This is a genomic window from Novosphingobium sp. PP1Y, assembly GCF_000253255.1.
Taxonomy (GTDB): domain Bacteria; phylum Pseudomonadota; class Alphaproteobacteria; order Sphingomonadales; family Sphingomonadaceae; genus Novosphingobium.
On sequence record NC_015580.1, the window covers coordinates 405,373 to 429,937 of the forward strand.

At 64.5% G+C, this 24,565-nt stretch carries 18 protein-coding genes; 14 read left to right on the plus strand and 4 right to left on the minus strand.

All coding sequences use genetic code 11. The features are described 5' to 3' along the window. Positions 1 to 138: 138 nt before the first annotated feature. Both rpoC and rpoB read right to left on the minus strand, forming a co-directional pair. A complete protein-coding gene (rpoC, locus tag PP1Y_RS08135) occupies positions 139 to 4,431 on the minus strand; it encodes a DNA-directed RNA polymerase subunit beta' (protein WP_013831805.1) in 4,293 nt (1,430 codons plus the stop codon). 78 nt (positions 4,432 to 4,509) lie between these two features. Then, positions 4,510 to 8,664: a DNA-directed RNA polymerase subunit beta gene (rpoB, locus tag PP1Y_RS08140; protein WP_013831806.1), complete on the minus strand. Its 4,155-nt coding sequence runs from the start codon at positions 8,662 to 8,664 to the stop codon at positions 4,510 to 4,512. Positions 8,665 to 9,234: 570 nt separating this feature from the next. On the opposite strand from rpoB, the gene PP1Y_RS08145 reads away from it, so the two are divergent. The 9 genes from PP1Y_RS08145 to PP1Y_RS08185 all read left to right on the plus strand — a co-directional run bounded on the left by PP1Y_RS08145 (position 9,235) and on the right by PP1Y_RS08185 (position 15,306). Then, positions 9,235 to 10,407, plus strand: a complete 1,173-nt coding sequence (locus tag PP1Y_RS08145) for a hypothetical protein (RefSeq protein ID WP_041558687.1) — start codon at positions 9,235 to 9,237, stop codon at positions 10,405 to 10,407. A gap of 238 nt (positions 10,408 to 10,645) precedes the next feature. Beyond that, positions 10,646 to 10,828 carry a hypothetical protein gene (locus PP1Y_RS08150; protein ID WP_041558688.1) on the plus strand — a complete coding sequence of 61 codons (183 nt, stop codon included), beginning with the start codon at positions 10,646 to 10,648 and terminating at the stop codon, positions 10,826 to 10,828. A 21-nt stretch (positions 10,829 to 10,849) separates the two neighbouring features. Next, positions 10,850 to 11,410 (plus strand): DUF2975 domain-containing protein, encoded by a 561-nt coding sequence (locus PP1Y_RS08155; RefSeq protein ID WP_013831807.1) that lies wholly within the window; start codon positions 10,850 to 10,852, stop codon positions 11,408 to 11,410. Further along, the gene (locus PP1Y_RS08160; protein ID WP_013831808.1) at positions 11,410 to 11,664 is read left to right on the plus strand and encodes a helix-turn-helix transcriptional regulator; all 255 of its coding nucleotides are present in this window, start codon (positions 11,410 to 11,412) and stop codon (positions 11,662 to 11,664) included. The genes PP1Y_RS08155 and PP1Y_RS08160 overlap by 1 nt, the downstream gene beginning before the upstream one ends. Before the next feature lie 361 nt (positions 11,665 to 12,025). After that, complete coding sequence (gene rplJ / locus PP1Y_RS08165) at positions 12,026 to 12,541, plus strand: 50S ribosomal protein L10 (RefSeq protein ID WP_013831809.1); 516 nt, start codon at positions 12,026 to 12,028, stop codon at positions 12,539 to 12,541. An 89-nt stretch (positions 12,542 to 12,630) separates the two neighbouring features. Continuing rightward, complete coding sequence (gene rplL, locus PP1Y_RS08170) at positions 12,631 to 13,005, plus strand: 50S ribosomal protein L7/L12 (RefSeq protein ID WP_013831810.1); 375 nt, start codon at positions 12,631 to 12,633, stop codon at positions 13,003 to 13,005. Between the two features lie 186 nt (positions 13,006 to 13,191). Then, the gene (locus tag PP1Y_RS08175) at positions 13,192 to 14,103 is read left to right on the plus strand and encodes a CHAD domain-containing protein (protein WP_013831811.1); all 912 of its coding nucleotides are present in this window, start codon (positions 13,192 to 13,194) and stop codon (positions 14,101 to 14,103) included. A 7-nt stretch (positions 14,104 to 14,110) separates the two neighbouring features. Continuing rightward, a complete protein-coding gene (locus PP1Y_RS08180; protein WP_013831812.1) occupies positions 14,111 to 14,581 on the plus strand; it encodes a CYTH domain-containing protein in 471 nt (156 codons plus the stop codon). Between the two features lie 77 nt (positions 14,582 to 14,658). After that, positions 14,659 to 15,306 carry a hypothetical protein gene (locus PP1Y_RS08185; RefSeq protein ID WP_041558689.1) on the plus strand — a complete coding sequence of 216 codons (648 nt, stop codon included), beginning with the start codon at positions 14,659 to 14,661 and terminating at the stop codon, positions 15,304 to 15,306. 99 nt (positions 15,307 to 15,405) lie between these two features. Here the strand turns inward: PP1Y_RS08185 and PP1Y_RS26100 are convergent, their stop codons facing one another. Then, positions 15,406 to 15,996, minus strand: a complete 591-nt coding sequence (locus tag PP1Y_RS26100; protein WP_232512583.1) for a cytochrome c family protein — start codon at positions 15,994 to 15,996, stop codon at positions 15,406 to 15,408. 135 nt (positions 15,997 to 16,131) lie between these two features. Between PP1Y_RS26100 and PP1Y_RS08195 the strand changes: the two genes are divergently transcribed. From PP1Y_RS08195 to PP1Y_RS08210, 4 genes are all read left to right on the plus strand, one after another. Beyond that, a complete protein-coding gene (locus PP1Y_RS08195; RefSeq protein WP_013831815.1) occupies positions 16,132 to 17,511 on the plus strand; it encodes an MATE family efflux transporter in 1,380 nt (459 codons plus the stop codon). A gap of 177 nt (positions 17,512 to 17,688) precedes the next feature. Then, positions 17,689 to 17,976, plus strand: coding sequence for a co-chaperone GroES (gene groES, locus PP1Y_RS08200; protein ID WP_007012467.1), 288 nt, complete (start codon positions 17,689 to 17,691; stop codon positions 17,974 to 17,976). A gap of 45 nt (positions 17,977 to 18,021) precedes the next feature. Continuing rightward, complete coding sequence (gene groL / locus PP1Y_RS08205) at positions 18,022 to 19,671, plus strand: chaperonin GroEL (protein ID WP_013831816.1); 1,650 nt, start codon at positions 18,022 to 18,024, stop codon at positions 19,669 to 19,671. 375 nt (positions 19,672 to 20,046) lie between these two features. Further along, positions 20,047 to 21,012: a serine hydrolase gene (locus PP1Y_RS08210; protein WP_013831817.1), complete on the plus strand. Its 966-nt coding sequence runs from the start codon at positions 20,047 to 20,049 to the stop codon at positions 21,010 to 21,012. 148 nt (positions 21,013 to 21,160) lie between these two features. On the opposite strand, the gene PP1Y_RS08215 is transcribed toward PP1Y_RS08210, so the two are convergent. Next, on the minus strand, positions 21,161 to 21,469 hold the full coding sequence (locus PP1Y_RS08215; protein ID WP_013831818.1) for a hypothetical protein: 309 nt from the start codon (positions 21,467 to 21,469) through the stop codon (positions 21,161 to 21,163). A gap of 224 nt (positions 21,470 to 21,693) precedes the next feature. Here PP1Y_RS08215 and polA point away from each other — a divergent pair, with 224 nt between their 5' ends. Further along, positions 21,694 to 24,534: a DNA polymerase I gene (polA, locus tag PP1Y_RS08220; protein ID WP_013831819.1), complete on the plus strand. Its 2,841-nt coding sequence runs from the start codon at positions 21,694 to 21,696 to the stop codon at positions 24,532 to 24,534. Positions 24,535 to 24,565: the final 31 nt, after the last annotated feature.

The window sequence follows — 24,565 nt, forward strand, 5'->3', positions numbered from 1 at the left end:
CGGTACATTCGCGATCACCGTGGGGCGATCACCGGGCCGTCACGGCAGGGCTGAACCGCAGGCCCGACAAAGCAAAGGCCCCGCCGGATCGCTCCGGCGGGGCCCTGTTTGTCGCCTGTCAGGCTGGAGGGGTGAGGCTCAGGCCTCGCCTTCCTCGTCGCCCTTGATCAGGTATTCGCCCGCATCGGCGTCGGTGCCGTGGGTTTCGCCCTCGACTGCCGCCAGCGGATCGTCGCCCAGATCGTCAAGCGGGTCGCGCTTGAGTTCTGCGGCATGCTCTTCCTCGGCCGTGTCGGCAGCGATGAGCGCTTCCTGCATCTTGCGATAGGAGGCGCGCAGGGCTGCGTCGCGGCTCGACGCGGCAACGCGCACGCGGTTCATGCCCGCGCCGGTGCCCGCCGGGATGAGGCGGCCGACGATGACGTTTTCCTTGAGACCGATGAGCGAGTCCTTCTTGCCCTCGACCGCGGCCTGGGTGAGGACGCGGGTGGTCTCCTGGAACGACGCCGCCGAGATGAACGAACGGGTCTGCAGCGAGGCCTTGGTGATGCCCAGCAGCACCGGCTTGCCTTCGGCCGGCTTCTTGCCGCCCGTGAGCTTGCTGTTCACCTCGAGCATTTCCTCGAAGTCGACCTGCTCGCCCGGCAGCAGCGTGGTGTCGCCGCCGTCGGTGATCTCGACCTTCTGCAGCATCTGGCGAACGATCACCTCGATGTGCTTGTCGTTGATCTTCACGCCCTGGAGTCGATAGACTTCCTGGATTTCCGACACGAGGTATTCCGCCAGAGCCTCGACGCCGAGGACCTCGAGGATGTCGTGCGGATCCGGCGAGCCGGAGATCAGGTTGTCGCCCTTCTTGACGAAGTCGCCTTCCTGAACGTCGATCACCTTGCTCTTGGGGATCAGGTACTCGACGGGTTCGCCTTCCTCGGGAATGATCGCGATCTTGCGCTTGGCCTTGTAGTCGCGAACGAATTCGATGCGGCCCGAGACCTTGGCGATGACCGCATTGTCCTTCGGCTTGCGGGCCTCGAACAGCTCGGCAACACGCGGCAGACCGCCGGTGATGTCGCGGGTCTTGGCAGCTTCGCGCGATGCACGGGCGATGATGTCGCCGGCCTCGACGGTCTGGCCGTCCTCGACCGAGAGCGTCGCACCCGGCGCCAGCATGTAGCGTGCGGCCTCGCCCGACGAGTCGTCGAGAAGGGTGATGCGGGGACGCAGGTCTTCCTTCTTCTTCGAGCGGCTGGACGAACGGTCTTCGGTAACGACGCGGCTGGTCATGCCGGTGGCATCGTCGACCTGTTCGGTCAGCGTGCGGCTGTCGATCAGGTCCTGATACTTCACCACACCTGCCGTTTCGGTGATGATCGGCAGGGTGAACGGGTCCCACTCGGCAAGGCGTTCGCCTTCCTTCACGGTAGCCCCGTCGGTGTGCAGCAGCACCGTACCGTAAGGCACGCGGTGCATGGCGCGCTCACGGCCTTCGGTATCGATCACCACGACTTCGCCGTTGCGGGCGAGCGACAGGCGACGGCCGCGCTTGTCGACGATCGTCGGGATGTCGCGATACTGCACGGTACCGTCGCAGATCGATTCCAGGTGGCTGGTTTCGTTGAGCTGCGCGGCGCCGCCGATGTGGAAGGTACGCATCGTCAGCTGCGTGCCCGGTTCACCGATCGACTGGGCGGCAATGACGCCCACCGCTTCGCCGATGTTCACCGGCGTACCGCGGGCGAGGTCACGGCCGTAGCACTTGCCGCAAACGCCCTGGGTCGCTTCGCAGACCAGCGGCGAACGGATGCGGGCCGACTGCGCGCCAGCGCCTTCGATCGCCTTGACCGCCGATTCGTCGAGCAGCGTGCCGTTGGCGACGACGATTTCGCCTTCCTTGTCGACGATGTCCTCGGCCAGGGTACGGCCCAGGATGCGCTCGGCCAGCGAGGCGATGACCGAACCGCCCTGGACGATCGCGCGCATTTCCAGCGCACGTTCGGTGCCGCAGTCCTCGACGACGACGACGCAGTCCTGCGAGACATCGACCAGACGGCGGGTCAGGTAACCCGAGTTCGCCGTCTTGAGCGCGGTGTCGGCGAGACCCTTGCGGGCGCCGTGGGTGGAGTTGAAGTACTCAAGGACGGTCAGGCCTTCCTTGAAGTTCGAGATGATCGGCGTTTCGATGATCTCGCCCGACGGCTTGGCCATGAGGCCGCGCATACCGCCAAGCTGCTTCATCTGGGCCGGGCTACCACGAGCGCCCGAGTGGCTCATCATGTAGATCGAGTTGATCTGAGCCTGACGGCCGGTTTCAGGGTCGACCGGAAGCGCCTTAAGCTCTTCCATCATGGCGTTCGCGACCTGGTCGCCGCAGCGGCTCCAGGCGTCGATCACCTTGTTGTACTTTTCCTGCTGGGTGATGAGGCCGTCCTGGTACTGCTGCTCGTAGTCGGCAACCAGGTCCTTGGTCTCGCCCACCAGGGCTTCCTTCGATTCCGGAATGATCATGTCATCCTTGCCGAAGGAGATGCCGGCCTTGAACGCGTTGCGGAAGCCGAGCGTCATGATGGCGTCGGCGAACAGCACCGTGTCCTTCTGGCCGGTGTGGCGGTACACCTGGTCGATGACGTCGCCGATTTCCTTCTTGGTGAGAAGGCGGTTGACGACTTCGAAGGGCACCTTGTGGCTCTTGGGCAGGCATTCGCCGATGAGCATGCGGCCCGGCGTGGTCTCGAACCGCTTCATGTACTGGTTCCCGTCCTCGTCGGTCTGCGGCACGCGGGCCTCGATCTTCGAGTGCAGGGTGACGGCGCCGGTGAAGAGCGCCTGGTGCACTTCGGCCATGTCGCCGAACTTCATGCCTTCGCCAGGATCGCCGGAGCGGTCCATCGACAGGTAGTACAGGCCCAGCACCATGTCCTGCGAAGGCACGATGATCGGCTTGCCGTTTGCAGGCGAGAGGATGTTGTTGGTCGACATCATCAGCACGCGCGCTTCGAGCTGGGCTTCCAGCGAGAGCGGAACGTGGACGGCCATCTGGTCACCGTCGAAGTCGGCGTTGAAGGCCGAGCAGACGAGCGGGTGCAGCTGGATCGCCTTGCCCTCGATGAGAACCGGTTCAAAGGCCTGGATGCCCAGGCGGTGCAGGGTCGGCGCGCGGTTCAGCAGAACCGGGTGCTCGCGGATCACCTCGTCGAGGATGTCCCAGACTTCCTTGCGTTCCTTCTCGACCCACTTCTTGGCCTGCTTGAGGGTCATCGAGAGACCCTTGGCATCGAGGCGTGCGTAGATGAACGGCTTGAACAGTTCGAGCGCCATCTTCTTGGGCAGGCCGCACTGGTGCAGCTTGAGCTCCGGACCGGTCACGATGACCGAACGGCCCGAATAGTCGACGCGCTTGCCGAGCAGGTTCTGACGGAAGCGGCCCTGCTTGCCCTTGAGCATGTCGGACAGCGACTTGAGCGGACGCTTGTTGGCACCCGTAATGACGCGGCCGCGGCGGCCGTTGTCGAACAGGGCGTCGACGGCTTCCTGCAACATGCGCTTTTCGTTGCGCACGATGATGTCCGGCGCGCGCAGTTCGATCAGGCGCTTCAGGCGGTTGTTGCGGTTGATGACGCGGCGGTAGAGGTCGTTGAGGTCCGAGGTCGCGAAGCGGCCGCCGTCCAGCGGAACCAGCGGGCGCAGTTCCGGCGGAATGACCGGCACGACTTCAAGGATCATCCACTCGGGACGGTTGCCCGAATCGATGAACGATTCGACGACCTTGAGACGCTTGATGATCTTCTTGGGCTTGAGTTCCGACTTGGTCGTCTCAAGCTCCTGGAGAAGGTCGGCACGCTCCTGCTCGAGGTCGAGCTCCATGAGCATCTGCTTGACCGCCTCGGCGCCGATCCCGGCCGAGAAGGCGTCTTCGCCGTATTCGTCCTGGGCGTCGAGCATTTCGTCTTCGGTAAGAAGCTGGAACTTCTCTAGCGGGGTCAGGCCCGGCTCGATGACGATGTAGCTCTCGAAGTAGAGGACGCGCTCAAGCTGCTTGAGCTGCATGTCGAGCAGCAGGCCGATGCGCGAAGGCAGCGACTTGAGGAACCAGATGTGCGCGACCGGGGCGGCCAGCTCGATGTGGCCCATGCGCTCGCGGCGCACCTTGGTGACGGTGACTTCGACGCCGCACTTTTCGCAGACGACGCCCTTGTACTTCATGCGCTTGTACTTGCCGCAGAGGCACTCGTAGTCCTTCACGGGGCCGAAGATGCGCGCGCAGAACAGGCCGTCACGTTCCGGCTTGAACGTGCGGTAGTTGATGGTTTCCGGCTTCTTGATCTCGCCGAAGGACCAGGAGCGGATGCGCTCGGGGGAGGCGAGACCGATCTGGATCTGATCGAAGGTCTCGGGCTTCGCCATCTGGTTGGTGAATTTGGTCAGGTCGTTCATAGTTCAGTCCCCAACAGGGTGAATTCTCTTGGCGGGTGGAGAGGGGAGGGCGGAGCGTGGAAGCCCCGCCCGATCCCGTTACTCCGCCGCTTCGGCCAGGCCGTCGTCGTTCTCGTCGTCGTGGCTCTTGAGCTCGACGTTGAGGCCCAGCGAGCGCATTTCCTTGACGAGAACGTTGAAGCTCTCGGGGATGCCCGCCTCGAAGGTGTCGTCGCCCTTGACGATCGCTTCGTAGACCTTGGTGCGGCCGACCACGTCGTCCGACTTCACGGTGAGCATTTCCTGCAGCGTGTAGGCTGCACCGTAGGCCTGGAGTGCCCAGACCTCCATCTCACCGAAGCGCTGGCCGCCGAACTGCGCCTTACCGCCCAGCGGCTGCTGGGTGACGAGCGAGTAGGGGCCGATCGAACGGGCGTGGATCTTGTCGTCGACAAGGTGGTGCAGCTTGAGCACGTACTTGTAGCCGACAGTGACCTTGCGGTCGAACGCCTCGCCGGTGCGGCCGTCGAGGAGCGTGACCTGGCCCGATTCATCGAGCCCGGCGAGCTTGAGCATGGCCGAGACGTCAGCTTCCACCGCGCCGTCGAACACCGGGGTGCCCATGGGCACGCCGGCACGCACGTTCTGCGCCAGTTCCACGATCTGCTCGGGCGTGCGCGCGTCGATCTCGGCGGTGTAGTTCTCGCCGTAGATCTCCTTGAGCACTTCCTTCACGGCTTCGGGCGGCTGACCGGCAACCGGGTCGGGGTTGGCGGCGCGCCATGCGTCGAGCGCCTCGCCGACCTTGCTGCCAAGGCCGCGAGCGGCCCAGCCGAGGTGCGTTTCGAAGATCTGCCCGACGTTCATGCGCGAAGGCACGCCCAGCGGGTTGAGTACGAAGTCGACCGGGGTGCCGTCCTCGAGGAAGGGCATGTCCTCCTGCGGCAGGATGCGGCTGATGATACCCTTGTTACCGTGACGACCGGCCATCTTGTCGCCCGGCTGCAGCTTGCGCTTCACCGCAACGAAGACCTTGACCATCTTGAGTACGCCCGGAGCGAGTTCGTCACCGCGCTCGAGCTTCTCCTTGCGATCCTCGAACTTCTCCTGGATGGCCTTGACGGTCGCGTCGTACTGGGCCTTCACCGCTTCGAGCTGCGACTGCATGTGGTCGTCGGCGACCGCAAACTTCCACCATTCGTGCTTCTCGACTTCGCCGAGAATGGCCTCGTCGATCTCGATGCCCTTCTTCACGCCCTTGGGCGCCGAAGCGGCCACCTGGCCGATCAGCATTTCCTGCAGGCGGTTGTAGGTCGCACGGTTGAGGATGGCGCGTTCGTCCTCGCGGTCCTTGGCGAGGCGTTCGATTTCCTCGTTCTGGATCGCGCGGGTACGGTCGTCGATCTCGATGCCGTGGCGGTTGAAGACGCGCACGTCGACAATGGTGCCCGAAACGCCCGGCGGCAGGCGCAGCGAGGTGTCGCGAACGTCCGAGGCCTTTTCACCGAAGATGGCGCGCAGGAGCTTTTCTTCCGGCGTCATCGGGCTTTCGCCCTTCGGGGTGATCTTGCCGACGAGGATGTCACCCGGGTGCACTTCGGCGCCGATGTAGACGATGCCCGCTTCGTCGAGGTTGCGCAGCGCTTCCTCGCCGACGTTCGGGATGTCGCGGGTGATGTCTTCCGGACCCAGCTTGGTATCGCGGGCCATCACTTCGAACTCATCGATGTGGATCGACGTGAACACGTCGTCCTTCACGATCCGCTCGGAGATGAGGATGGAGTCTTCGTAGTTGTAGCCGTTCCAGGGCATGAACGCGACCAGCACGTTGCGGCCCAGGGCCAGTTCGCCGAACTCGGTCGACGGGCCGTCGGCGATGATGTCGCCGGCCTCGACGACGTCGCCCACCTTCACCAGCGGACGCTGGTTGATGCAGGTCGACTGGTTCGAACGCTCGAACTTCTGCAGGCGGTAGATGTCGACGCCCGACTTGCCGGCCTCGATGTCACCCGCGGCGCGGATGACGATACGGGTGGCGTCGACCTGGTCGATCACGCCGCCGCGCTGCGCAGAGATCGCGGCGCCGGAATCGCGGGCGACGGTCTCTTCCATGCCGGTGCCGACGTAAGGCGCATCGGCCTTGACGAGCGGAACGGCCTGACGCTGCATGTTCGAGCCCATCAGAGCGCGGTTGGCGTCGTCGTTTTCCAGGAACGGAATGAGCGAGGCGGCCACCGAGACGAGCTGCTTGGGCGAAACGTCCATCAGCGTGATCTGGTCGCGCGGGCTCATCACGAATTCGCCGTTCTGGCGAGCCGAGACGAGTTCCTCGACGAACGAACCGTCGGTGTTGAGTTCGGCCGAAGCCTGCGCGACGGTGTGCTTCTGCTCTTCCATCGCCGAGAGGTACACGACCTCGCCGGAGACCTTGCCGTCCACGACCTTGCGGTACGGGGTTTCGATGAAGCCGTACTTGTTGACGCGTGCGAAGGTCGACAGCGAGTTGATCAGACCGATGTTCGGGCCTTCCGGCGTCTCGATCGGGCAGATGCGGCCGTAGTGGGTCGGGTGAACGTCGCGGACTTCGAAGCCGGCGCGCTCACGGGTCAGACCGCCCGGGCCAAGCGCCGAGACGCGGCGCTTGTGGGTGACTTCCGAGAGCGGGTTGGTCTGGTCCATGAACTGCGAGAGCTGCGAGGAACCGAAGAACTCGCGAACGGCAGCCACGGCGGGCTTGGCGTTGATGAGGTCGTTGGGCATCACGGTCGAGACGTCGACCGAGCTCATGCGTTCCTTGACGGCGCGCTCCATGCGCAGCAGGCCGACGCGGTACTGGTTTTCCAGCAGCTCGCCCACCGAACGCACGCGGCGGTTGCCGAGATTGTCGATGTCGTCGATCTCGCCCTTGCCGTCCTTGAGATTCACCAGTTCCTTGACCACCGCGAGGATGTCATCGGTGCGCAGGGTGGTGACGGTGTCCTCGACTTCGAGGCCGAGGCGCATGTTCAGCTTGACGCGGCCGACGGCCGAAAGGTCATAGCGGTCGCCGTCGAAGAACAGGCCTTCGAACAGGGCTTCGGCGGTTTCCTTCGTCGGCGGTTCGCCCGGGCGCATGACCTTGTAGATGGCCTCGAGACCCATGTCGCGGTTCTCGGCCTTGTCCACCTTCATGGTGTTGCGGATCCACGGACCGGTGTTGACGTCGTCGATGTCCAGCAGGTTGAGCTGGTCGATGCCGGCAGCGTCGATCACCTCGAGGTTTTCCGGCGTTACTTCGTCGCCTGCCTCGATGTAGATGCGGCCGGTGGACTCGTCGATCATGTCCTCGGCGATGTAGCGGCCGAAGATTTCCTCGGTCGGGATGAGGAGTTCCTCAAGACCCTCCTTCTGCGCCTTGTTGGCGGCACGCGGGCTGATCTTGTGACCGGCGCCGAACACGACTTCGCCCGACTTGGCATCGACGATGTCGAAGGCCGGCTTCAGGCCGCGCCAGTGCTCGGGGGTGAAGGGCAGGCGCCAGCCGCCTTCGCCGCGCTTCCAGGTGACGGTGTTGTAGAAGTGGTCGAGGATCTGCTCGCTGTCGAGGCCCAGGGCATAGAGCAGCGAGGTGACCGGCAGCTTGCGCTTGCGGTCGATACGAACGTTGACGTTGTCCTTGGCGTCGAACTCGAAGTCCAGCCACGAACCGCGATACGGGATCACGCGGGCAGCGAAGAGGAACTTGCCCGAGGAGTGCGTCTTGCCGCGGTCATGGTCGAACAGCACGCCCGGCGAACGGTGCATCTGCGAAACGATGACGCGCTCGGTGCCGTTGATGAAGAAGGTGCCGTTCTCGGTCATGAGCGGCATGTCGCCCATGTACACGTCCTGCTCCTTGATATCGAGCACGGAGCGGGTCTCGGTTTCCTGGTCCACCTCGAACACGATCAGGCGCAGCGTGACCTTCATCGGGGCCGCGTAAGTGATGCCGCGCTGGCGGCACTCGGTCACGTCGTACTTCGGCTCTTCCAGTTCGTAGTGCACGAAGTCGAGTTCGCTGGTGCCGGCGAAGTCACGGATCGGGAACACCGAACGCAGCGTCTTTTCCAGGCCCGAAACGTAGCCGACCGAAGGATCGGAACGCAGGAACTGCTCGTAGCTCTCGCGCTGGACCTCGATGAGGTTGGGCATCTGGACGACTTCGTGGATGTCGCCGAAGATCTTGCGGATCCGCTTCTTCGCGGAGCGGCGGGGTTCGAGGGGCTTGGTCGCCATGTGGGGTTCTTGCCTCTTCGCTTCTCAAAAGGGACCGATTCGTGATGAACGGTCCGGAAAAATTTCGTCTTCGCGAGGACGATTTTCCGCCCGATGGACGGATCACCTGAAACACCAAAAGGCCGCTCGGCATGCCCGGAATCCCGAGCATCGGGGTCCGAAGCGGCCTGCAGCCTCTGCGTCAGATGAATACCCGGACCGCTTCCTTCCTGGACGTGTCCCCGCGCATGGACCCGCCTTGCTCGAAGCGCCGAGCGAGGTGTGCATATAGGAGTGCGCCCCTGCACTGTCAAACGATCCCATGGCCACCTCGCGAAGGCGAAGCGGGGGCAGGTGGATTTGCGGTGCGCGAGCGACCGGTGGAGCATTCATGGCGTTGATCCGATGCGATATTCACGCGTTGGCTGCGATTTTCCGGTGAACGTCAAATGAACGCACTGTCATGCGCTGACAGGGCAACTACAGTGTCTGACTGTCCAAGTATCAATTCGTCGCATTTGGCCTGTCGACTTGTCCTGTATTGGCGGTCTTGACGGTAACTCTTTCAAGTCGGCGTGCATTGTACCGGGCATGACAGAAGTACGCACACGTTCGCCCCGCGCCCTGACGGCGGTTGCCGCTGTCCTGGTGCTTGGTTCCACGCCGGTCCTGGCGCAGGACAGTGGGGCGTCCGCGCCCGCGCTGAGCCTGCCGCAGGACGTGAACACCGCTTCGCCCGTCGACGCATCGAGATCGGCAGCCCCGGTCACGAACTCAGCCGAGCAGCCGCCTGCGGTCCAGCCTGGCATCGTGCTCCCGCAGGCGCAGCCGGCACGGGATGCATCGGTTCCGCGGCCGGTAGTCATGCCGGTGGCGCCCGTGGTTGAGCCCGAGACCACGACCGCCAGTTCCGCAGCTGCGAACGGTCCAGCGGATGCTGCCCCCGAAGAGCGCAGCCAGGCCCAGCGCACGACGGCAAGCGAACCGAACGCGCGCGGCGCAAGCCGAGGCCGCGCCGCGGAGCCGGTTGTCGTGCCCAGCGAAGGCCGGGTCGGTACGGCCGCCGACGGCGCGCTTGCGCAGGGCGATGTTGCAGACCCGGTGCCGGCCTCGCCGCTCGGTACGGTCCCGCCTGCCGATCCCGACGCCGATGCCGATGCCGATGCCGGTCTCGATGCCGGCGCTGCGATCGATACGCCCCCGGCCGATGACGGCGGCGACTTGCCCGTCGAGGGGATTCTCGGTCTGCTTGCCGCGGCAGGCATAGCCGGTGCGGGCATCATGGCCATGCGTTCGCGCCGCAAGCGGGTTCGCCAGCCTCGCTCGCGTGAGCCTTTGCCCGGGTCGTACAAGCCCGCTGCCGCCTATCGCCCGGCCTCGGCCTCGGCCTCTGCTGCCGCTTCGGCGTCGAACGCTTCGAGGGCTGCGGCCATGACGGCCGGTGGTTCGGCGGCCATGGGAAGTCCTGCTGCGACCGCCCCGGCAAGTCGCCCGCTCGAGCGCAAGGTCCAGGCCCCGGTCGCAGACAGCGGACCGGTTCCGACCGGTGAGGAGCGCCGCGAACTGCTCGAAAGCATGGCAGCGGCGCCGCCGGACGCCGGCAACCCCTTCACCTCGCGCAAGGCTCGCTTGCGCCGCGCGCGGATCCAGCTCCAGCACCGCGAACACCTGCAAAAGCAGGGAATGGCCCAGTCCTTCGACTGGCGCACCTACCGGCCTGCGACCAAGCCCTCCACCCCTACGCCCCCACTGGTCGAGGCCTGATCGCCAGCCGCCAATCCCTCGGGCGGCCGGTGACGACGGGGCGACTCCCAGCGAGTCGCCCCGTTTTTTCGCGTGCTTTCGGCGCGCGGGTCCAGGCGCTGCCGCCGCCAGGCCGGGCTTGAGGTCCTTGTTTTTCCGTAATTCGATGAGTGAATTATCGTTTTTCAATATTATTATTTGACAATAAGGCGGTGTAAAATTATTGATTATCGATATTGAACATATCGGAGAACGAACAATGACCACTTACAACGTGCAAGCCGCATCCCGTCCCGCAGCCGTCGTCATGGCCCTTACCTTCATGGCTGCCTTCTGGGTTCCCACCCTGTCGAGCCCGTCGCAGGCTGCCACGGTGCAAGCCGCCGCTTCCGTCCGGGGTGATGCGATCGTCGTCGGCTATGTCGCGCCGACGCTGATGTGATCTGAAAAGGAGGTTGCCGACATGAACGCCATCACCCGCCTCGCCAACGATCCCCTCCTGTCGATCGCCAAGGGGATCCTTTACTTCCTGATGGTCGCGATGGGCGTGGGCGCCGCGGGGTGCCTGGCGGGAATGATCGGCCTCTTCGCCTTTCCCGGACAGATCTCCGTCGAATTGGGCAAGGATGCTCCTGGCTTCGATTTCGTTCAGTTCCGCTGGCTCCTGGAGCTGGTGCTGGCCCTCGCCATCGCGCTGCTCGCGATGCTGGGCATGATCTTGCTGCACCTCAAGCGCATCGTTGATACGGTCGGGCAGGGCGATCCCTTCGTGCCCGACAACGCGACGCGGCTGACCCGGATGGCGTGGCTTTCGCTCGCGGTACAGCTTGTCAGCCTGCCGATCTCCGGGCTCGGCACGTGGATCCACAAGGTCACCGAAGGCGTAGGCGCCGACAAGGGCGATTTCCAGATCGATGGCGGGGTCGACGGCAATGGCCTGCTGCTGATGCTGATTCTCTTCATTCTTGCCCGTGTCTTCCGTAAGGGCGCCGAGATGCGCGCCGAGCTGGAAGGAACCGTCTAATGCCCGAGGATACAGTCGATGGGGGCACTATCGTGGTTCGTCTCGATGACCTGCTCTACGCCCGCCGCATGACCCTGACGCAGCTGGCAGAGCGCATCGGGATTACCCTGGCCAACCTCTCGATCCTCAAGACCGGCAAGGCCAAGGCGATCCGTTTCTCCACGCTCGAGGCGATCTGCCGCGAGCTGGAGTGCCAGCCCGGGGACCTGTTGGGGTACGAGCCGGTCGGCGCGGGGGCGTCCTCGGAGGCCTGAGGCCACCCATCCGCAAGAACGGCGCGGCGCCCGACTTCCCCGTCCGGCGCCGCACGGCTTTGCTTGACTCTCCGGTGCAAATCGGCCAATGGCCCGCTCCGACCGGCAGGCCCTGCGCCTGTCGATCATCCGTCCGAGACAGTTGGTGCCGTTTTGCGGCTTAATTTCCAGCCTAGACGGGGAACAGGAAATTTTCCGGCCCCTCGCTCCTTTTCGAAGCGTGGTGCCCAGATCGTGCTTCGGCACGAGAACTCCTTCCCCATCGACAACGGACTCGCCCGAAGTGCTTTTGCGCTTCGGACAAACGTAGCCGGCCGTGCGGGGCGAAACCCCCAAGCGGTCACATGTGAAGGAGTAAGGCATGGATCGTTCGCAGAAAGCCGAATCGGTCGCCCAGCTCAACGCGGTCTTCAACGAGGTCGGCGTGGTGGTCATCACCCGCAACCTCGGCATGTCGGTGGCCCAGTCCACCGAACTGCGCAACAAGATCCGTGAAGCCGGTGCGTCCTACAAGGTTGCGAAGAACCGTCTTGCCAAGCTTGCCATCGCGGACACCGACTACGTCGGTATCGGCGACTTCCTGACCGGCCCGACGGCCATCGCCACTTCGGTGGACCCCGTCGCAGCCGCCAAGGCCGTCGTCGATTTCGCCAAGACGACCGACAAGATCGAGATCGTCGGCGGCGCGATGGGTTCGCAGGTTCTGAACGCGGACGGCGTCAAGGCTCTCGCCTCGATGCCCTCGCTCGACGAACTGCGCGCCAAGCTCATCGGTCTCGTCCAGGCTCCGGCCACGAAGATCGCCCAGCTTTCGACCGCTCCGGCGGCCAAGCTGGCCCGTGTCTTCGGCGCCTACGCCGCCAAGGACGCTGCCTGAGCGCAAGTCGAAGCAATTCGATTCGAAACGATTTATCCCGCCTGGTTGCATGAGGCACCGGCGGGACCACAGATCAGGAGTTAATTATCATGGCCGATATCGCCAAGCTTGTTGAAGAACTGTCGCAGCTGACCGTCCTCGAGGCCGCTGACCTCGCCAAGGCTCTCGAAGAAGCATGGGGCGTGAGCGCCGCTGCTGCCGTGGCCGTTGCCGCTGCTCCGGCCGGTGGCGAAGCCGCTGCCGTCGAAGAGAAGACCGAATTCGACGTCGTCCTCACCGGCGACGGTGGCAAGAAGATCCAGGTCATCAAGGAAGTCCGCGCCATCACCGGCCTGGGCCTCGCTGAAGCCAAGGCTCTCGTTGAAGGCGCTCCCAAGCCCGTCAAGGAAGGCGTCAACAAGGCTGAAGCCGAAGAGATCAAGAAGAAGATCGAAGAAGCCGGCGGCACCGTCGAGCTCAAGTAATCTTCTTTCCGGATTTTTCGGAACGAAACAGGGAAGGGCGGCTCCATTGGGGCCGCCCTTTTTCTTTGCGCGCCGTTCTGCTCGCTGTCCCGGCAACGTCGCGCGCCGCGAAAAGCAACCACGGTTCCCTTTCGTCATGATTCTTGGCATGGTCGATCCCCGCCCACGTGGCAGCTGAAGGGACGCATGGCCTACCGCTTCAAAGCCAGGGACAGCTCGGTGGAACATGCCGTGCGCCGCATCGCGCGCGAGCAGGCAGCCCGCGCGCTCAGTGCGATCGAGCATGAACCTGCGGCCGTTGCCACGCACGAAGTGCGCAAGTCCTGCAAGAAGATCCGCGCGCTGATCCGCCTCGTACGGCCGGCGTTTCCCGACTATGCGGCTGAAAATACCCGTTTCCGGGACATGGCCAGGCTCATGGCGGGCTCGCGCGATGCCAAGGTCGTGGCCGATACCTGCAGGATGCTGATCGAGCATGCCCCGGGGGATCAGGGGCAGGACATGTTCGCACCGGTGCTGGAAGAGCTGGAAGCGGCGGGAAGCGGGCTCGTGCAGGGCGAGGTCGAAGACGCCCATCTCGAGAAGGTGCGGGTCCTGCTTGAAGAGAGCCGTGAGCAGGCCGCAGACTGGTCAGTCGAGGAAAAGGGCTGGGACGCGATCGGCGCAGGGCTGAGCAAGGTTCTTCACCGCGCTGGCAAGGCAGCGCAAGTTGCGGCGGCCGATCCGAGCGCGGCAAACTTCCATGAACTGCGTAAGCGCATGAAATACCACTGGTATCACACGCGCCTGCTGGTGCAGATCTGGCCCGAGATCATGAATGCGCGGGCGGCCCAACTCAGCCTGCTGGCCGATAATCTGGGGCTCCATCACGACATTGCCGTTTTCGAGCGGAGGCTGGTCGAACTTCACGCCGGTGGCGCGCATCCTCATGCGGTGGCCAGTCTGCAGTCGCTCGCCTCGGAGCGTCGTGAGACGCTCGAACGGGCGAGCAAACCCCTGATCGAGCGGATCCTCGCGCAGTCGGCCGAGCACCTCGAGGGGTATTGGTGGTCCCTGTGGCAGATCTGGCGCGCCGGGACCGCGCACAAGAGGGACTGAGCGGGCCATGGCAATCGAGATCGAACGCAAGTTCCTGGTCGAGGGCGAAGGCTGGCGCGGCGCGGTCGTCGCGAAGAAGCGCATCCGCCAGGCTTACCTGTCCAATGGCGGAAAGGCGGGCGTGCGAATCCGCATCATCGACGAGGATCGGGCCAAGCTGACGATCAAGTCCCGGGGTAAGGCGGGCGGCAAGGCGCTTTCGCGCTCCGAGTTCGAATATCAGGTGCCGCTCGAGGATGCGCGGGCGATGCTGGAGCTGAGGCGCGGCCTGATCATCGACAAGGTACGCCACCTCGTTCCGGCCGGTGGCGGGCGGACCTGGGAGATCGACGTCTTTGCCGGCGAGCACGAAGGACTGGTCCTAGCCGAGATCGAGCTGGGCTCGGCCGAGGAAGCAGTGGATCTGCCGGAATGGATCGGGCGCGAGGTGACATCGGACCCGCGCTACAGCAACGCGGCGCTCGCACAGGGCGGCTGAACATCGGGTAATCTGCGGTTCAGGTTGAGGGGATAAGTTTCATCTTCGCAACGGGTTGAGTCACAGGAGATCCCTCAATGCGAATTGCCCCCCGCAATTATGTGATCGGCGCCGCGATCCTGGCGGTGCTTGGCGCCGGCGTTGCCGAAGCCGCCACGGCAAGGCTCCATTCGATGAAGGTCGAAGCGCCCGATGGCGCGGTGGTCCATGTCCAGTACACCGGCGATATTGTGCCCAAGGTGGAAATCGTCCCGGTCGATCGGGTCGTCTCCGACCTTCGGGCCTATCCGGCCAGCGCCGATCCAGAGACGATGCTCATGGCGGATCCCTTCGCCGGCATGGAGCGCATCTCGGCCATCATGGATGCGCAGATGAATGCGATGATGCAGCGGGCCGCGCTCATGCAGCGGCAGGCCGCGCAGATGCAGGCGCAGGCAGCGGCGACACCTGCGGTTGCCGGCAATGCCGCGCCCGGCTTCACCATGGTCGGTGACATGCCGCAGGGCATGCACGTGACCTACTATTCATCCACGACGAGTGCAGACGGCTGCACCCGTACCGTGTCCTATAGCTCCGAGGGTTCGGGCACCGCCCCGAAGATGGTCCAGGCGGCATCCGACGCCTGCGATGCCGCCGATGCGAGCGGTTCGGCGATGCCCGCCGCTATTCCCGCCAAGGCCGAAGCGCCGGCCAAGGCGCCCGAAGCACTCGGCCAGCAAGTCTGAAGGCCCCTGCAAGCGATGTGTCCCGACTGAAAAGGGGCGGCCCGGAACTCTTCCGCGCCGCCCCTCTTTTCATCGGGAAATGACCCGTGCCCGCGAGACTTATTTCAGCGTTTCGAGATAGTCGATGATTTCCTTGCGCTTGGCGGCATCGGGCTGGCTGATGACCATCTTGGTGCCGGGAACCATCTTGAGCGGACCCGACAACCAGGTGTCCAGCGTACTGCGGTTCCAGGTGATCCCGGACTTCGCAAGTGCAGGCGAGAAGTTGTAGCCTGCGACCTCACCGGCCTTGCTGCCGACGATGCCGAAAAGGGTCGGGCCAACGCCGTTCTTGCCGGGTTCGACCGAGTGACAGACCTTGCACTGCGTGAAGGAGGGGGGCGGCGTGGCGGGCGCCGTGGCCGCAGCCGATACCATCTTGGCGGCAGGTGCTGCCGCGGTTGCCTTCGCTTCGGCTTGCGGCTTGGCCGTTTCTGCCACTTCAGGGATGGAATCCTTCTGCATGGCAGCGTCCGGCGTTGCAGCGTCCGGCGTTGCGGATGCGATAGCCGCTTCCTCGCTCGATGCCTGTTGCGCCGGTTCGCTCCCGGCGTCCTGAGTTGCGGTATCGGTCGTGGCTTCGGTCTCGGAGCCGCCGCATGCGGCGAGCAGCGTCATAGGGGCAAGGGCAAGCAGGAAGCTGGAACGCATTGAAATTTCTCCTTCGCGGGCATTCGTATCGCACTGATCCGGGGAATGAAAGCTAGCGCAAGCCGGCGCGAGAATGCCTTGCCATGGGAATTTGCTTCCGTTGTTTCGCCGCTCGGCCTATCGCGCCGCTCCGCAATGACGAAGTTGGTCCGCTCCTCGACTCTGCGCAGCGAATTGCGCGCCACCCTGCGTCTTGCGGGCCCCTTGGCGCTGGCCAACCTGCTGCAGATGGCAGTCTTTGCCACCGACGTCATTTTCGTGGCGCGGCTCGGCCAGCAGGCGCTTGCCGCGTCGAGCCTTGCCATCGCTCTGATCGCAGTGATGATGATGGGGCTGAACGGGGTTACCAGTGCGGTCGCGCCGCTGATCGCCGCCGAACTGGGGCGGCGCAGCAATGCAGTGCGCGAAGTGCGTCGCTCGACGCGCATGGCGCTGTGGGTGGCGGTCATTCTCGGCATCGCCGGATTTCTCGTCAGCCTGAAGGGTGAGTGGCTGATGCTGGCGACCGGTCAGGACCCCGAAGTCTCTGCGCTTGCGGGTCATTTTCTCGTGATTGTGTCGATCGCAATGACGCCGATGGCGGTGTCCAACGTGCTGCGCACCTTCGTTTCGGCGCTGGGGCGGCCGGTTTTCGCGACGCTGATCACCGCGCTGTCGATCCTCGTGAATGCGCTGGGCAACTATACGCTGGTCTTCGGCCATTTCGGGGCGCCGGCTCTGGGGCTGACGGGCTCGGCACTGTCGAGCATCATCACCGCCTGCATTGCGGTGCTGGCCTACTCCATCGCAATCGCGCGGGACCGCAACCTGCGGCGCTTCCACATCTTCGGTCGCTGGTGGCGGCCGGAGTGGAGCCGCCTGCGCCAGATTCTCGCGCTCGGGCTACCGATCGCGCTGACGCTGATTGCGGAAGGCGGCCTGTTCAGCGGGGCGGCCTTCCTGATGGGCCGCATCGGCGAGGCGCAACTGGCCGCGCACACCCTTGCGCTGCAGATCGCTTCCTTCGCTTTCCAGGTGCCGTTCGGCATCGGCCAGGCCGCGACGATCCGGGTCGGTTATCACTACGGTGCGGCCAATCGCCTCGCCATCGGCCATGCCGGCTGGGCGGCGATCATCATCGGTCTGGCGTTCACCTCGGCCTCGGCCGGCGCGATGCTGGCGTTCCCGAAGCTGATCCTCTCGGCCTACATCGACGTGTCGGCGCCCGCGAATGCGGCGCTGATCGCCTTTGCCCTGCGCTACCTGTTCGTCGCCGCAATTTTCCAGCTTACCGACGGACTGCAGGCGGTAGGCGCGGGGGCGCTGCGCGGCATCCAGGACACCCGGGTGCCGATGACCATCGCCATCTTCGGCTATTGGGCAGCCGGTTTCGGGGTTTCGGTGGTCCTTGCGTTCTGGACCCCGCTGGAAGGGGTGGGCGTCTGGATCGGCCTCGCCGTCGGCCTGACCGTGGCGGCGATACTGCTGCTCGCCCGCTGGCACTGGCGCGATCGCTTCGGTCTCGTGCCCGCGTAACGCAGGCATTTCGCCCCGCCGGAGCGCGGTTGCGTCCGATTCCGGGAACGGCTTGCAAATTTTTTAGCATCGAGCCGCTTGACGCCTCCGGGGCGCGAGACCATATCCCCGCCGTTGGCACTCTCAGAGCGGGAGTGCCAATTCCAGATTCTTGCTCATAGGATTAGGGAGTATCCAATGACTTTCCGCCCGCTGCACGATCGAGTTCTCGTGCGCCGCGTTGAGGCCGAAGAAAAGACGGCCGGTGGCATCATCATCCCCGACAGCGCCAAGGAAAAGCCCGCAGAGGGTGAAGTGGTCGCTGCCGGCAACGGCGCCCGCGCCGAAAACGGTACGGTTACCCCGCTCGACGTCAAGGTCGGCGATCGCGTGCTCTTCGGCAAGTGGTCCGGCACCGAAGTCAAGGTCGACGGTGAAGACCTGCTGATCATGAAGGAAAGCGACATTCTCGGCGTCATCGCCTGAGCCTGTACGCAACCATCCATCTGATATTCTAAAAGGAATTCTACAATGGCAGCCAAGGACGTAAAGTTCTCGCGCGACGCCCGCGAGCGCATTCTCGCCGGTGTCGACACCCTCGCCAATGCCGTCAAGGTGACCCTGGGGCCCAAGGGCCGCAACGTCGTCATCGAGAAGAGCTTCGGCGCTCCGCGCATCACCAAGGACGGCGTCACCGTCGCCAAGGAAATCGAACTCAAGGACAAGTTCGAGAACATGGGCGCGCAGATGATCCGCGAAGTGGCCTCGAAGGCCAACGACGCGGCCGGTGACGGCACCACCACCGCCACCGTTCTTGCCCAGGCGATCGTTCGCGAAGGCATGAAGTCGGTTGCTGCCGGCATGAACCCGATGGACCTCAAGCGCGGTATCGACCTCGCCGTGACCAAGGTCGTCGAGAACCTCAAGAGCCGTTCGAAGGACGTCTCGGGCAACGCGGAAATCGCCCAGGTCGGCGTGATCTCGGCCAATGGCGACCGTGAAGTCGGCGAGAAGATCGCCGAAGCCATGGAAAAGGTCGGCAAGGAAGGCGTGATCACCGTGGAAGAGGCCAAGGGCCTCGAATTCGAACTCGATGTCGTCGAAGGCATGCAGTTCGACCGCGGCTACCTGTCGCCCTACTTCGTCACCAACCCGGACAAGATGACTGTCGAACTCGACAATCCCTACATCCTGATCCACGAAAAGAAGCTGTCGAACCTGCAGGCGATGCTTCCGATCCTCGAAGCCGTTGTTCAGTCGGGCCGTCCCCTGCTGATCATCGCAGAGGACATCGAAGGCGAAGCCCTGGCCACTCTGGTGGTCAACAAGCTGCGCGGCGGCCTCAAGGTTGCTGCCGTCAAGGCTCCGGGCTTCGGCGATCGCCGCAAGGCCATGCTGGGCGACATCGCCACGCTGACCGCCGGTGAGATGATCTCGGAAGACCTCGGCATCAAGCTCGAGAACGTGACGCTCAACATGCTGGGCGAAGCCAAGAAGGTCACGATCGACAAGGACAACACGACCATCGTCGATGGTTCGGGTTCGGCCGAAGAGATCAAGGCCCGCGTCGAGCAGATCCGTGCGCAGATCGAAGTCACCACTTCGGACTACGACCGCGAGAAGCTGCAGGAGCGTCTTGCCAAGCTGGCTGGCGGCGTTGCCGTGATCAAGGTGGGCGGCGCTTCGGAAGTCGAAGTGAAGGAGCGCAAGGACCGCGTCGACGACGCTCTCCACGCTACCCGCGCTGCCGTTGAAGAAGGCATCGTCCCCGGTGGCGGTACCGCGCTGCTCTACGCCACCAAGGCTCTCGAAGGCCTCAAGGGCGAGAACGACGACCAGACCCGCGGCGTGGACATCATCCGCCAGTCGATCATGGCTCCGGTTCGTCAGATCGCGAGCAACGCCGGCTTCGACGGTGCGGTCGTCTCGGGCAACCTGCTGCGTGAAAACGACGAGACCCAGGGCTTCAACGCGGCTACCGACACCTACGAGAACCTCGTGGCTGCCGGCGTCATCGACCCGACCAAGGTCGTTCGCACTGCCCTGCAGGACGCGGCTTCGGTCGCCGGCCTGCTGATCACCACCGAAGCGGCGATCAGCGAAGCCAAGGAAGACAAGCCCGCCATGCCGATGCCCGACATGGGCGGCATGGGCGGCATGGGTGGCATGGGCGGCTTCTAAGCCAGCCCGGCCATCTGCCGAACGAAAACGGGCCGGGAGGAGCGATCCTCCCGGCCCTTTTCTTTGGGGTTCATGGCGGCGAAAAGGTGCGAAGGGTTCCGCTCACGGCCGTTCCGGGCGGGTCCGGCAACATTTCCCCCAGATGAACGAATCCGTCGCAAAGGCGGCGTAAAACTGCGGCTTTGCGCAACTACTCGCAGCATGCCGGCAATTCATCGCGAATGGCTGGCGGTTCGCCGCCGTTTCCTTCATATTTGCGGAACTGGGACGCTTTAGGCTTCAAGAGATATGACCGGGTCTAGCACATTCATCGCAAGGTGCCTGCGTGGCGCCACTCGTCTGACCGCCGCTGCCGCGATGGCGCTGGCGGCGACGATGCCGCTTGCGCCTGCCCATGCGGGCGATACCGCGACGGTGCAGGATATCGGTGAAGTACGCCAGACGTTCGATTCGCTGTTCGGGACGGAGCTGCGCGGTCCGCCGACGTACTCGACCCAGTTCGAAAAGCAGCTGGCCTCGGTGGCCGAAGCGTCCAAGGGCCGCATCGGCGTTGCGGCGGTGGATCTTGCGACTGGCCGCACCATCGAAGTGCTGGGCGACCAGCGCTTCCCGATGGCCAGCACCAGCAAGATCGCGATTGCCGCCACTTTCCTGGCCGGTGTCGAGAAGGGCAAGTGGAGTCTGACCAGCGAATTCCCGCTGATGGTTCCGGTCGCCTCGGCGCCGTTTTCCACCCCGATCGCGCCGGTTCGGCCCGGCGCCTATCTATCGGCGCGCGATCTCATCGAACAGATGATAACCCGCTCCAACAACTACGCGACCGACGCCCTGCTCAAGGTCGTGGGCGGACCCAAGGCCGTGAACGACTGGGTGCACAATGTCGCGGGGATCGAGGAATGGCACCTCGATCGCGACATCGCCACGCTGGTTCGCGATGACGGCGCGATCGATCCGGCACAGGTGATCGACAAGCGCGACAGCGCCACGCCGCTGGCGATGGTGAAGCTGCTGAACGGCATCTACGACGGCAAGTGGATGAAGGCGGAAAGCCGCGACGTCATCCTCGGGGCGATGAGCCGTTGCCGCACCGGCCGGCGCCGCATCCCGGCAATGATGCCCGATGGCGTGACCGTTTCGCACAAGACCGGCTCGCTCAACAACACGTCCAGCGACGTCGGCATTATCCAGACGCCCGACGGCCATGCCTTCGCCGTGGCCATCTATGTGACCGGGCAGGGCAGCCGCCCCAACCGCGAGGCGCGCATCGCCCAGATCGCCCGCACCGTCTATGACGGCTACCTGACCGAAAGCTCCAGCTACCGCCGCACTGCCTCGCGCTGAGGAATGCGCCGGCGCAGGCCCGGTCCATCCGGATCTGGCTTTCGCGCGCATTGCGCCCGGGCCGGCAAGACGCACCAGGTAAAAGGAAAGGCCCGCCGGACCGAAGTCCGACGGGCCTTTGCCGTCACTCCAGACTGAGCGTTCGGGCTCAGTTGGTGTGGTTGTCCATTTCCGCTTCCGCGTCCTTGGCAGCCTGCTCGGCGCTCGATGCGGCGTCGCCCGCTGCGTCGGCAGCATCTGCACCGGCATCCTTGGCGGCATCGGCGGCGTCGTTTGCAGCACCGGACATCGCATCGCCCGCGTCGTCGACAGCGCCGGCGGCGTCGGTTGCCATCGCGCTCATGTCATCGGCAGCGGAGGAGGCTGCGGCCTCGGTCGCGTCCTGGGTCTTTTCAGAGCAGGCGGCGAGCGAGAGGGCCGCAACAGCGGCGGTGGTTGCAATAACGATCTTGCGCATCTTTCAGTAATCCCTCGTTGGCAAGTTGAACCCCGATGGCGAAAGCCACGAAGCAGGCCCGGAATTTTGAACCGGGCCGGTCCCCCATGGATTAGGAGGGGGCACGCGGCGTTTCAAGCACTCGGGGCAAAACGCGCATCGGGCCGGGCGGTTCCCGAGAAAGTTCACGACCTTCGTCGACCTGCCTGCTGACGCCCCGCTTCGGCACTGCTAGGGGACTGTCCATGGATCCCAAGCAGCACCTCTATCTCGTCGACGGCTCGGCCTACATTTTCCGCGCCTATCACCGCCTGCCGCCGCTGACGAACCCGGAAGGCACGCCGGTCGGTGCGGTCTACGGCTACACGACGATGCTGTGGAAGCTGGCAGACGATCTCAACAAGGCAGACGGGCCGACGCACCTGGCCGTCATCCTCGATGCCGGGAGCAAGTCGTTCCGCAACGACATCTACGAGGAATACAAGGCCAACCGTCCGCCGCCGCCCGAAGACCTGCGCCCGCAGTTCCCGCTGATCCGCGATGCGACGCGCGCCTTTTCGCTGCCATGCATCGAGGAACAGGGTTTCGAGGCCGACGACCTGATCGCCTCCTATGCCCGCGCCGCGGCCGAGCAGGGCTGGAACGTCACCATCGTCTCCTCGGACAAGGACCTGATGCAGCTGGTCGGTACTTGCGAGAAGGGCGGCGGCAAGATCGACATGCTGGACACGATGAAGAACCAGCGCATCGACATCGACGAGGTGGTCGAGAAATTCGGCGTGCCGCCGGAAAAGGTCGGCGATGTGCTGGCGCTGATGGGCGACTCGGTGGACAACGTACCGGGGGTCTATGGCGTCGGCCCCAAGACCGCGACCAAGCTGATCCAGGACTACGGCGATCTCGAAGCGGCGCTGGCTGCCGCGCCCGAGATGAAGAAGTCGAAGCTGCAGGAACGGCTGATCGAACAGGCCGAGCAGGCCCGCCTTTCGAAGGTGCTGGTCACGCTCAAGGAAGACTGCAACCTGCCGATGCCGATTGAGGACTTCAAGCTCGACGCGATCCCGCCCGAGCCTTTGGCAGCATTCCTCTCGACGCATGGTTTCACCAGCCTCCTGAAGCGCCTCAATGGCGGTGCGGGCAGCCCCGAGCGCGCGACCCAGCTCAACCCGGCCAAGCCGGTCACGGCGGGCGCCGGTCCCGCCGAAGGCGCCGCGCGCCAGTCGCCGCCGGAATTTCCCGCGCTCGACTATGCCGCCTACGAATGCGTGCAGACGCTCGAGGCTCTGCAGGCCTGGGTGGACAAGGCAGCCGCGGCGCATCTCGTCGCCGTCGATACCGAGACTTCCGCGCTCGATGCCATGCAGGCCGACCTGACCGGGGTCAGCCTGGCGATCGGGCCGAACGAGGCCTGCTACATTCCCCTTGGGCACGGCGGCAGCGACATGTTCGCCGAAAAACCGCAGCAGGTGCCGCTCGACAAGGCCATCGAGGCGCTCAAGCCGCTTCTGGAAAACGACGCGGTGCTCAAGGTCGGCCAGAACATCAAGTACGACCTCAACGTACTCGCCCGCTACGGCATCGCCGTGGCGCCGGTCGACGATACGATGATCGAGAGCTTCTGCCTCGATGCCGGTCGCTCCATCGACGGGATCGGCGGCGGTCACGGCATGGATGAACTGTCCGAGCGTCACCTCGGCCACAAGCCGATGGCGTTCAAGGATCTTTGCGGCACCGGCAAGAAGGCGATCCCCTTCGGCGAAGTTCCGCTCGACAAGGCGACCCACTATGCGGCCGAAGATGCCGACGTCACCTGGCGGCTGCACACCGTGCTCAAGCCGCGTCTCTCCGAAGAAGGCGGCACCCGCATCTACGAGCGGGTCGATCGCCCGCTGATCCCCGTCGTCGCGCAGATGGAGCGCCACGGGATCAAGGTCGACCGCGAGAAGCTGGCCGGTCTTTCCAGCCAGTTCGCCGAGACGATCGGCGCGCTCGAAGCCGAGATCCACGAGGCCGCAGGGCAGGAATTCACCATCGGCAGCCCCAAGCAGCTGGGCGAAGTACTGTTCGACAAGCTCGGCTACAAGGGCGGCAAGAAGGGCAAGTCGGGGCAGTATTCCACCGACCAGTCGGTGCTCGAGAAGCTCGCCGGCGAAGGTGCGCAGGTCGCGACCAAGGTTCTCGAATGGCGCCAGCTCTCCAAGCTGCGCTCGACTTATACCGAGGCGCTGCAGGCAGCCATCAACCCGAAGACGGGCCGTGTTCATACCAGCTATTCGCTGGTCGGCGCGCAGACCGGCCGCTTGTCCTCGACCGATCCCAACCTGCAGAACATTCCGATCCGCACCGAGATAGGCCGCCAGATCCGCGACTGCTTCGTCGCGGACAGCGGCAATGTCCTGCTCGCGGCCGACTACTCGCAGATCGAGCTGCGGCTGGCCGCGTTCATGGCCGACGTGCCGAGCCTGAAGGAAGCCTTCGCCAATGGCGAGGACATCCACGCGCGCACGGCGCAGGAGATGTTCGGCACGGTCGATCGCGACACGCGCGGCCGGGCCAAGACGATCAACTTCGCGATCCTCTACGGCATTTCGCGCTGGGGCCTTGCGGGCCGTCTCGGCGTCGAGGCCGACGAGGCGCAGGCCATGATCGACCGCTACTTCGAACGCTTCCCCGGCATCCAGCGCTATATCGCCTACACGCTCGAGCAGGTGCGCGAGCGCGGCTATTCGGAGACGCTGTTCGGCCGCAAGACCTGGTTCCCGCGTATCACCTCGAAGAATCAGGCCGAGCGGCAGGGTAGCGAGCGCGCCGCGATCAATGCGCCGATTCAGGGCACATGCGCCGATATCATCAAGCGCGCGATGGTGCGCATGCAGCCTGAACTGGAACAGGCGGGCCTCGGCCACGTGCGCATGCTGCTGCAGGTGCACGACGAACTGGTCTTCGAACTGCCCGAAGCCGATGTTGCGGCGGCCTCGCAAGTCATCGAAAGGGTCATGGCGAGCGCGGCGGAACCGGCAGTCAAGCTGGACGTGCCGCTGGGCGTGGAGATCGGTTCGGGATCGAGCTGGGGCGCGGCGCACTGACCGCCCGCATCGGGGCGCGTGAAATTACGCC